This is a genomic window from Cupriavidus lacunae, assembly GCF_003353055.1.
GTDB lineage: Bacteria > Pseudomonadota > Gammaproteobacteria > Burkholderiales > Burkholderiaceae > Cupriavidus > Cupriavidus lacunae.
Genome location: NZ_QKWJ01000004.1, coordinates 287685 through 294091 on the forward strand (window position 1 = coordinate 287685; position 6407 = coordinate 294091).

5 protein-coding genes and 1 pseudogene are annotated in these 6407 nt (G+C 60.9%); 2 read left to right on the forward strand and 4 right to left on the reverse strand.

The annotated features are described in order from the left end of the window. Nucleotides 1-25 precede the first annotated feature (25 nt). Together DN412_RS06245 and DN412_RS06250 are read right to left on the reverse strand one after the other, a co-directional pair. A pseudogene (locus DN412_RS06245) lies at nucleotides 26-262 on the reverse strand (Mpo1-like protein); the annotation flags it as partial. 51 nt (nucleotides 263-313) lie between these two features. Continuing rightward, nucleotides 314-1108 carry a bestrophin-like domain gene (locus DN412_RS06250; RefSeq protein ID WP_115013705.1) on the reverse strand — a complete coding sequence of 265 codons (795 nt, stop codon included), beginning with the start codon at nucleotides 1106-1108 and terminating at the stop codon, nucleotides 314-316. Between the two features lie 992 nt (nucleotides 1109-2100). On the opposite strand from DN412_RS06250, the gene DN412_RS06255 reads away from it, so the two are divergent. Further along, on the forward strand, nucleotides 2101-3747 hold the full coding sequence (locus tag DN412_RS06255) for a sulfatase family protein (protein ID WP_244222570.1): 1647 nt from the start codon (nucleotides 2101-2103) through the stop codon (nucleotides 3745-3747). Between the two features lie 666 nt (nucleotides 3748-4413). On the opposite strand, the gene DN412_RS06260 is transcribed toward DN412_RS06255, so the two are convergent. Together DN412_RS06260 and DN412_RS06265 are read right to left on the reverse strand one after the other, a co-directional pair. Beyond that, the gene (locus DN412_RS06260; protein WP_115013707.1) at nucleotides 4414-5193 is read right to left on the reverse strand and encodes an SDR family oxidoreductase; all 780 of its coding nucleotides are present in this window, start codon (nucleotides 5191-5193) and stop codon (nucleotides 4414-4416) included. Further along, nucleotides 5190-5519: a nuclear transport factor 2 family protein gene (locus DN412_RS06265; protein ID WP_115013708.1), complete on the reverse strand. Its 330-nt coding sequence runs from the start codon at nucleotides 5517-5519 to the stop codon at nucleotides 5190-5192. The genes DN412_RS06260 and DN412_RS06265 overlap by 4 nt, the downstream gene beginning before the upstream one ends. 92 nt (nucleotides 5520-5611) lie before the next feature. On the opposite strand from DN412_RS06265, the gene DN412_RS06270 reads away from it, so the two are divergent. Next, on the forward strand, nucleotides 5612-5974 hold the full coding sequence (locus tag DN412_RS06270; RefSeq protein WP_115013709.1) for a winged helix-turn-helix transcriptional regulator: 363 nt from the start codon (nucleotides 5612-5614) through the stop codon (nucleotides 5972-5974). The last annotated feature ends 433 nt before the right edge of the window (nucleotides 5975-6407 follow it).

Here is a 6407-nt window from a genome sequence, read left to right on the forward strand (position 1 = left end):
AATTTTAACGTTGTTGGCACACGCATCAGTGCGCGTGCGCTTCCATGTCGTCGCGCGTCTGACGCGCGAGGCCGAGCGCGAACGCCGTTTCCGCGACCAGGAACAGCGGCCCGACAAGCAGGCCGACCAGGTCGTCCACGAAAGCCGGCTTGCGCCCTTCGTAGTAGTGGCCGATGAACTGGACGATCCATCCCACGACAAACAGCCCGACGCCAGCAGCCAGCCACCAAGCCATCGAAAGGCCAGCAAGCCGAGCGCCGGCTGGCCAGGTGTGGATTCGCCCTACGCAGCTCGGCTGCGCCACAGTGCAGGTTCATCGCATTGCATTGCGAACCTCCTGCAACACTTCGTCGAAAGCGTCAACGCGGATCAAGCCTAGCCGTGGAAACTCCAAGTCGACGATAACGTAGAGCGTCACCGACAGCGCGGCCGCGAAGAAAAGTGCATGCAACCAGTTTCGAGGTCCGCGTCTGGCCATGCCATAGCCGGCGAAGAAAGCCCCAATCCAGCAAAGCGCAAACAGCAGGCCGAAGATGACGCTGGGCGGATGTTCCTTTGTTGAAGCGAGCCGGGTCGAGGCCGTATCGAATGCAGCATTGAGCGCTGGCAACAGAAGCATGGTGGCCACCGTATTAGCGGTTCGCTGGGACTCTGTTACGGATTTTATCCAGAGGCGTTCGCGCAGCACGTCCGAGCGCACTAGGGCCTCATCTATTCGTTTGCGGTCGGGGATGGCTCGATAGGCGTCAAGCCGCGCATCCAGATACTGCCGAAATATCTCCTGCAGCTCACCGCGTGCCGGTTGTGGCAGCAGATCCAGGCGCAGGTAAGCAGTGCCGATGTCGTTGGCTTCCTGGACAATCAGCGTGCGCCGCATGTCAAAGCGGCTTGCCGCTCCGGAAAAGGTGAAGGCGACCAATAGCCCAAGCAGTGCGAATATCGCGCTTGCGACCGCACTGACACCTGTTGTCTCCGGTTCGCGGCCGGAGTCAACTTGCCATTGCCACACCAGTCGGCCAAGCTCCAAAGCAATCAAGATACTGGCGAATAGTCCCACGGCAAACAACAGCCCTCCGGGCCAACCGACACCATACAGTAGTGACGCCATAGTTGCCTCCAGTGTTCCGCCGCGCGATGCGTGCCCTCAAAGATGAGACAGCAGTTGCTTGCGCGATGCTGGCATAGGCGAGCCCTTGCGAATGACGACCGCCCCTGCCGTCAGGCCGGCAACGGCGTCAGTCCTGACATCACCACCCGTGATAGCTGCGCAGCCACTCAGGCAACCGGTACGGCCGAACAACAGTGGCCGCAAGGCAGGCCTCGTCGCCCACGGAAAGCTCCCGGCGCCGGCCGCCTCAGCGGGCATTCTTCGGCGTGACAGAGATGGCAAGGGCTTCGGTGTAGACGGCCGGCTTTTGTCTGGTAAGCAAGCTTTGCTGACTCGGTCCGCCTCCAAACATTAGATCCGTCCAGTCATGCGGAGTAATTCTCGCATCCCCGCTTTAGCGTTATACACGCGCGTCTTGAATAGGCTGTGTGCGGTAGGCAACGATATTGATGCAGGCGCGGCAGGAGGTCGACTTGGCGGCAAGAAGTGTGGTTACTAGACTGCTTTCAGCTACCTAGTGGATGCTCCACGGCCGCGCAGGCGAAAAGTCCCCCAAGAAATTATTCTTGCGGCAGCTTGGAGGGTATTGACCTCCGTCGCTGACGGCAGCGGACGTGACCCTTCTATTGATGTTTCCAAAACACAGGACAGCTTTGGCAAACCGGCGTCCCCGCGCAGGCGGGGACGCCGGTGGCGTCAAAGACGCTGAATTCCCGCCTGCGCGGGAATGACAATGGTTGTTTTCTTGACGTCGCGAATTTGGGATTGCTCAATAGTAGGCCCTTAGGCGACACCCAATCAAGGTAGGCCACGTCATCGAAAGGGCGACCATGGATATCGATCAAGAGTAGGACGCTGGCTTGAGCCGGCGAGAGTTCCTGCGCACTGCCGGGATGGGAGCCATGGCCTTGGGCCTTGGCGCGGCCAGGGGCACAGAGGCTGCGGCCCCTGCCGCGGAACCGTCCCAACCCAGAGCGAGCAAGGGCCGCGCAATGGGCTCTTACAACATTCTGCTTTTACTCGTCGACCAGGAGCGCTACTTCCGGCCGGGCGAACTCCCGAGGGGCTATATCCTGCCCGCGCACGAACGCTTGATGAAGCGTGGCACGACTTTCGTGAACCACCGTATCAATTCGTGCGTCTGCACGCCGTCCCGCTCGGTACTCTACACTGGGCAGCACATCCAGCAGACGCGGATGTTCGACAACACGAACTTTCCATGGATTAGCAGCATGTCAACCGAGATACGCACGTTAGGCGACCTGCTGCGCGAGGCAGGCTACTACACGGCGTACAAGGGCAAGTGGCACCTGACCAAGGAATTCGAGACCGTCAACAAGCTCGGCACGCCGACCAAGATCTTTACCGAGGAGATGGAAGCCTACGGCTTCTCCGACTATATCGGCATTGGAGATATTATCGCCCACACCCTTGGCGGCTACTTGCATGACGGAATCACATCCGCGATGTGCGTGAGCTGGCTGCGCGGCAAGGGGCGGGAGCTGACGGCCGAGGGGAAGCCATGGTTCCTGGCTGCCAACCTCGTGAACCCGCATGACGTGATGTTCTATGACACTGACGCCCCCGGCACCGTGGTCCAGGCACGGCGTGGCATCACCCACGTGGCGCGCGATCCGGTTGACCCGCTGTACGCCAGGCAATGGGACTTCAAGCTGCCATCGAGCCATGCGCAAGCCCTCGACGCGCTGGGGCGTCCTCCGGCGCATCGCGATTTCCTGCGCTCGCACGATGCCTTGGTTGGCGCGATACCAAACGAGGAGGCTCGCTGGCGTCGTCGCCACAATTATTACTTGAACTGCATGCGCGATGTGGATCGCAGCATCGCAGCCATTCTGGCCGAACTCGATGCGGCAGGCCTCGCTGACGAAACCATCGTGATCCTGACCTCGGATCACGGCGACATGGATGGCGCCCACCAGCTTCACGCCAAGGGTGCCGTCTCGTATCGGGAGCAGAACAACGTACCCCTGATCATCGCTCACCCGGCCTATCAGGGCGGCAAGCAGTGCCGTGCGGTCACCACGCACCTGGATATCGCACCTACGCTGATTGGATTGACCGGCGTTGCGGCAGACAAGCGCGCAGGCATCGTCAAAGGGCTCCCAGGCAGGGACTTCTCAAGATTGCTCGCCGTTCCCGAGAAGGCGGATGTCAATGCCATCCGCGATGGCGCGCTCTTCTGCTACAACATGCTCGCCTACCTTGACGGTGACTATCTATTCAAGGCCATCGCCTATATGCAGGATGGCGGCAAGCCGGACCAGCTCAAAAGTGCAGGCATCCGGCCTGACCTGATGAAGCGTGGTGCGGTGCGTTCAGTCTACGACGGGCGGTACAGCTTCGCGCGCTACTTTTCGCCCAAGCAGCACAACCGGCCGACAACGCTGGAGGATCTCCAGCGGTTTAATGACGTCGAGCTATATGACCTGCAGGCCGATCCCCTCGAGATGGTCAACCTGGCTGCAGCGAGCACGAAGCATCGTGAACTCATTGCCGCGATGAACGACAAGCTGAACAGGCTGATCGACTCGGAAGTCGGTGAAGATCGCGGCCAGATGCTCCCCGGCGGCATCGACGCGGGGTGGGAAGTGACCGCGGAGACGATGGCTGGTGCTTGATGCGGTGTGGGGGTCCCTTTGATTTCCGTGCAATCCGCGACGGCATTTGATTTGCCGCTGAATGCGAGAAAGGGGACAGATCTAATTCAAGATCGAGATCAAGAATAGATCCGTCCCCATTTTGCCCGCTAGTCAGACCAGTGCCAGGTTGGGCTTGCTTTTGGGCGAGGGTGGGCTCTTGGGGAGCCGGGGAGTTGCTTTGCATGGTGACCTCCGAACTAAAGGGATGGAGGCCCGTCGTCCGCTGCTAATCGGGTGGGCGAGCACAGGGCAGGGTTAGCAGACCGGCACCACCAAACCGGCGAGCCCTGAGGCTCCCCCGCCAAGGCTCGCCCGCAGGTGTGGACGTTCGATGGCGCGACGGACAGAGCCGCTCGCGCGGCTCTGTCCGTCGTGTGGTGTACAGGCTGCTAAACCTGATCGCCAATGCATTGGCGACAAACCATTCTCGAACACCCACGCCGGAGCGGCAATGGATCAGATCAATCAGAAACGAATTTTGACATACTGGCCAGGTATGCAGGTCAGAGCGCGACCGCACGTTTGTCCGGAACGATCCCGACGACTAACAGGGCATAATACGGCAGCGCAAACGAGGCGTGGTCGCGGCTATCCGGCTGCCTGCAGAAGCGTTCGACACCGAAGCGGCAGGGCAAGCGGCTCAGATCACGCAGTCGGAACAGTTCCTCCGTCGATGACGTACTCAGTGCCGGTGATTGCGCTGGCCCGCGCGGAGACGAGGAAACCAATGAGCTCGGCCACCTCCCGGGGCGAGCACGGCCGGCCGAGAGGAATGCCGCCGAGCGAATCCATGATGATCTTGCGGGCGCCTTCCGTATCGATGCCGTTCTGCCGGGCGATCTCAGCAACGAGACCCGCTGCGGCATCCGTCTCGACCCAGCCGGGGGAGACACGCACGACGCGAACGCCCTTCGGACTGACTTCCTTGGACAAGGCTTTGCTGTAGTTAGACAGGGCAGCCTTGGCGGCAGCATAAGCAATCGTGGCCTCCGGCAACGGTAACTGCCTCTGGATCGACGTGACGTGGATGATGACGCCCGAGCGCTGCTCGACCATCGAGGGCAAAAGCGCGCGATCGATGCGCACTGCCGGGAACAGGTTCAGGCTCAATGCCTTGTTCCATTCGTCGTCGTCGAGCACGCTGAAGCCACCCGCCGGCGCAGATGAGCCGCCCACGACGTGCACGATTATATCGACGCCACCGAGCCGTTCGAGCACGGCGTCGACAATGGTTTTACAGCCCTCGGCCGTCGTGATGTCCGCTCCGATAAACCATTCTTCGGCAAGGTCATCGGGACGCGAACGCGCTGTCGTCACGACGTTCGCGCCCGCCTTGTAGAGGTGTGCGACAACGGCTTTACCGACGCCTTTGGTGCCGCCCGTGACGAGCGCCCTAAGCCCCTGAAGTTCGAGTGCGTCGCTCATTGGCGAATCTCCAGAGACGCGATCTTGCCCCCGGTTAGGATGAACGTGTAGGTCAGCTCGACCGGGCTACCGGGGAACGTGCCCGTGAGCCGTGCGTGCATCGTAACGGTGGCGCCGTCCTGGGACACGTCCAACGGCTCGACGCTGTACTGGTACTTGGCTTTGCTGTCTTTCTTCCAGGCCTCGATGGCTTCCAGCCCCTCGATCGTACGGCCTTCGTCGCGCACGACGGCATCGGCAGAAAAGCAGTCGGCGAGAGAGGCGGTGTCGGTCGTGGCTTCCGCGTTCAGATAGACATCAAGTGGCGGCGGCAGTGTCATATTCATTGGTGGTCTCTCCCGAGCGTCAGGGTTTGCATGTCCCAATGATGGCGTTATAGTCTCCACATCGCAAGAACGCACTAAAAAGTAAGTGGGCCTTGGCTAACCGAAAAAAGTACACCCCCGCGACTGCCGCAATCGATGTCGAAGCCGCATTCAAGCTGCTGGAAGGGCGCTGGAAGCTGGTGATCCTATTTCACCTTTTCGGTGGCCAGGTGCGGCGCTTTTCGGACCTCGAGAGGTTGATCCCCGGCATCACACAGAAGATGCTTGCCCAGCAGCTACGCCGCCTCGAAGAGGACGGCATCGTGACGCGTACGGTCTATCACCAGGTGCCGCCGAAGGTAGACTATCGCCTGACCGATTGGGGTCAGGCGCTATGCCCGGCACTGGATGCGATTCTGAAATGGGCGGAGCGCCGCGAAGATTTTCCGTCGGCCGCCTCGAGCGCGCGTGCCTGAGGCTAACAGGCCTGTTTTCCGGAACTCAAATTCTGTGGGTCGTCGACGAGGTGTCTGCCGCAAGTCAACGGACGCGCCCGCATCGGCTGGGGGCGCTCCCAGCGTTTTTGGAATCACACCGTCGTGTCGCGCTACGGTGAACTGCGTTAGCGATCCGCCACGTTTTGTGCACCTGCCTATACCCTCCGTCGCAAGAGGCCTTTGCTAGCGTACCCTGGTACAAACACTCCATACAAGACATGCTCCAGCCGGAACGCTCGCGCTCAGACGCCGGCGGAGGCCAGGGAGGAGATGTTGCACGACTGAGGTCCATGCCGCGAGCGCGCACCATTGGGCCGTCGGTCATCGCGGCGCTGCCGTTCACCGGTATAGCTCATCTCCGTTTCTCCGCCCACGCCGGGGCCGGAAGGGCCTTGAAATGCTCCTGAGAAAC

Coding starts and splice junctions, on each gene's coding strand:
- DN412_RS06250 (WP_115013705.1), bottom strand. CDS start 1,108: ATGGCGTCACTACTGTATGGTGTCGGTTGGCCCGGAGGGCTGTTGTTT.
- DN412_RS06260 (WP_115013707.1), bottom strand. CDS start 5,193: ATGAGCGACGCACTCGAACTTCAGGGGCTTAGGGCGCTCGTCACGGGC.
- DN412_RS06265 (WP_115013708.1), bottom strand. CDS start 5,519: ATGAATATGACACTGCCGCCGCCACTTGATGTCTATCTGAACGCGGAA.
- DN412_RS06255 (WP_244222570.1), top strand. CDS start 2,101: ATGGGCTCTTACAACATTCTGCTTTTACTCGTCGACCAGGAGCGCTAC.